Source organism: Pseudomonas sp. BF-B-15 (assembly GCF_019946675.1).
Classification (GTDB): Bacteria; Pseudomonadota; Gammaproteobacteria; order Pseudomonadales; family Pseudomonadaceae; genus Aquipseudomonas; species Aquipseudomonas migulae.
Genome location: NZ_JAGYFZ010000199.1, coordinates 1 through 3,339, shown reverse-complemented (window position 1 = coordinate 3,339; position 3,339 = coordinate 1). Strand labels below are relative to the sequence as shown.

Annotated in this window: 2 rRNA genes; both read left to right on the top strand. The window is 50.9% G+C overall.

What is annotated here, in order from left to right:
* Window positions 1–157 precede the first annotated feature (157 nt).
* Window positions 158–3,049, top strand: a 23S ribosomal RNA gene (locus KGA97_RS29255).
* A 145-nt stretch (window positions 3,050–3,194) separates the two neighbouring features.
* Window positions 3,195–3,310 (top strand): 5S ribosomal RNA (gene rrf, locus KGA97_RS29250).
* The last annotated feature ends 29 nt before the right edge of the window (window positions 3,311–3,339 follow it).

The window sequence follows — 3,339 nt, the reverse complement described above, 5'->3', positions numbered from 1 at the left end:
TAGATCGTTCTTTAAAAATTTGGGTATGTGATAGAAAGATAGACTGGATAGCACTTTCACTGGTGTTTATTCAGGCTAAGGTAAAATTTGTGAGTTTAATCGCGAATTTTCGGCGAATGTCGTCTTCACAGTATAACCAGATTGCTTGGGGTTATATGGTCAAGTGAAGAAGCGCATACGGTGGATGCCTTGGCAGTCAGAGGCGATGAAAGACGTGGTAGCCTGCGAAAAGCTTCGGGGAGTCGGCAAACAGACTTTGATCCGGAGATGTCTGAATGGGGGAACCCACCTAACATAAGTTAGGTATCTTAAGCTGAATACATAGGCTTAAGAAGCGAACCAGGGGAACTGAAACATCTAAGTACCCTGAGGAAAAGAAATCAACCGAGATTCCCTTAGTAGTGGCGAGCGAACGGGGACTAGCCCTTAAGTGGCTTTGAGATTAGCGGAACGCTCTGGAAAGTGCGGCCATAGTGGGTGATAGCCCTGTACGCGAAAATCTCTTAGTCATGAAATCGAGTAGGACGGAGCACGAGAAACTTTGTCTGAATATGGGGGGACCATCCTCCAAGGCTAAATACTACTGACTGACCGATAGTGAACTAGTACCGTGAGGGAAAGGCGAAAAGAACCCCGGAGAGGGGAGTGAAATAGATCCTGAAACCGTATGCGTACAAGCAGTGGGAGCCCACTTTGTTGGGTGACTGCGTACCTTTTGTATAATGGGTCAGCGACTTATTTTCAGTGGCGAGCTTAACCGAATAGGGGAGGCGTAGCGAAAGCGAGTCTTAATAGGGCGTCTAGTCGCTGGGAATAGACCCGAAACCGGGCGATCTATCCATGGGCAGGTTGAAGGTTGGGTAACACTAACTGGAGGACCGAACCGACTACCGTTGAAAAGTTAGCGGATGACCTGTGGATCGGAGTGAAAGGCTAATCAAGCTCGGAGATAGCTGGTTCTCCTCGAAAGCTATTTAGGTAGCGCCTCATGTATCACTGTAGGGGGTAGAGCACTGTTTCGGCTAGGGGGTCATCCCGACTTACCAAACCGATGCAAACTCCGAATACCTACAAGTGCCGAGCATGGGAGACACACGGCGGGTGCTAACGTCCGTCGTGAAAAGGGAAACAACCCAGACCGTCAGCTAAGGTCCCAAAGTTATGGTTAAGTGGGAAACGATGTGGGAAGGCTTAGACAGCTAGGAGGTTGGCTTAGAAGCAGCCACCCTTTAAAGAAAGCGTAATAGCTCACTAGTCGAGTCGGCCTGCGCGGAAGATGTAACGGGGCTCAAACCATACACCGAAGCTACGGGTATCACTTAGGTGATGCGGTAGAGGAGCGTTCTGTAAGCCTGTGAAGGTGAGTTGAGAAGCTTGCTGGAGGTATCAGAAGTGCGAATGCTGACATGAGTAACGACAATGGGTGTGAAAAACACCCACGCCGAAAGACCAAGGTTTCCTGCGCAACGTTAATCGACGCAGGGTTAGTCGGTCCCTAAGGCGAGGCTGAAAAGCGTAGTCGATGGAAAACAGGTTAATATTCCTGTACTTCTGGTTATTGCGATGGAGGGACGGAGAAGGCTAGGCCAGCTTGGCGTTGGTTGTCCAAGTTTAAGGTGGTAGGCTGGAATCTTAGGTAAATCCGGGATTCTAAGGCCGAGAGCTGATGACGAGTGTTCTTTTAGAACACGAAGTGGTTGATGCCATGCTTCCAAGAAAAGCTTCTAAGCTTCAGGTAACCAGGAACCGTACCCCAAACCGACACAGGTGGTTGGGTAGAGAATACCAAGGCGCTTGAGAGAACTCGGGTGAAGGAACTAGGCAAAATGGCACCGTAACTTCGGGAGAAGGTGCGCCGGTGAGGGTGAAGGACTTGCTCCGTAAGCTCATGCCGGTCGAAGATACCAGGCCGCTGCGACTGTTTATTAAAAACACAGCACTCTGCAAACACGAAAGTGGACGTATAGGGTGTGACGCCTGCCCGGTGCCGGAAGGTTAATTGATGGGGTTAGCTAACGCGAAGCTCTTGATCGAAGCCCCGGTAAACGGCGGCCGTAACTATAACGGTCCTAAGGTAGCGAAATTCCTTGTCGGGTAAGTTCCGACCTGCACGAATGGCGTAACGATGGCGGCGCTGTCTCCACCCGAGACTCAGTGAAATTGAAATCGCTGTGAAGATGCAGTGTATCCGCGGCTAGACGGAAAGACCCCGTGAACCTTTACTATAGCTTTGCACTGGACTTTGAATTTGCTTGTGTAGGATAGGTGGGAGGCTTTGAAGCGTGGACGCCAGTTCGCGTGGAGCCATCCTTGAAATACCACCCTGGCAACTTTGAGGTTCTAACTCAGGTCCGTTATCCGGATCGAGGACAGTGTATGGTGGGTAGTTTGACTGGGGCGGTCTCCTCCTAAAGAGTAACGGAGGAGTACGAAGGTGCGCTCAGACCGGTCGGAAATCGGTCGTAGAGTATAAAGGCAAAAGCGCGCTTGACTGCGAGACAGACACGTCGAGCAGGTACGAAAGTAGGTCTTAGTGATCCGGTGGTTCTGTATGGAAGGGCCATCGCTCAACGGATAAAAGGTACTCCGGGGATAACAGGCTGATACCGCCCAAGAGTTCATATCGACGGCGGTGTTTGGCACCTCGATGTCGGCTCATCACATCCTGGGGCTGAAGCCGGTCCCAAGGGTATGGCTGTTCGCCATTTAAAGTGGTACGCGAGCTGGGTTTAGAACGTCGTGAGACAGTTCGGTCCCTATCTGCCGTGGACGTTTGAGATTTGAGAGGGGCTGCTCCTAGTACGAGAGGACCGGAGTGGACGAACCTCTGGTGTTCCGGTTGTCACGCCAGTGGCATTGCCGGGTAGCTATGTTCGGAATAGATAACCGCTGAAAGCATCTAAGCGGGAAACTAGCCTCAAGATGAGATCTCACTGGGACCTTGAGTCCCCTGAAGGGCCGTCGAAGACTACGACGTTGATAGGTTGGGTGTGTAAGCGCTGTGAGGCGTTGAGCTAACCAATACTAATTGCCCGTGAGGCTTGACCATATAACACCCAAGCAATTTGACTACTCGAAAGAGCATCAGATTGCGGTGTGTGAAGACGCAATGAACCGAAAGTTCGAGAGCAACACACAAACTATCGCATACCCAATTCGCTGGAACGTCGCAAGACGCGTCAGCTCAAGAATTTCTTGACGACCATAGAGCATTGGAACCACCTGATCCCATCCCGAACTCAGCAGTGAAACGATGCATCGCCGATGGTAGTGTGGGGTTTCCCCATGTGAGAGTAGGTCATCGTCAAGATTAAATTCCGAAACCCCAATTGCGAAAGC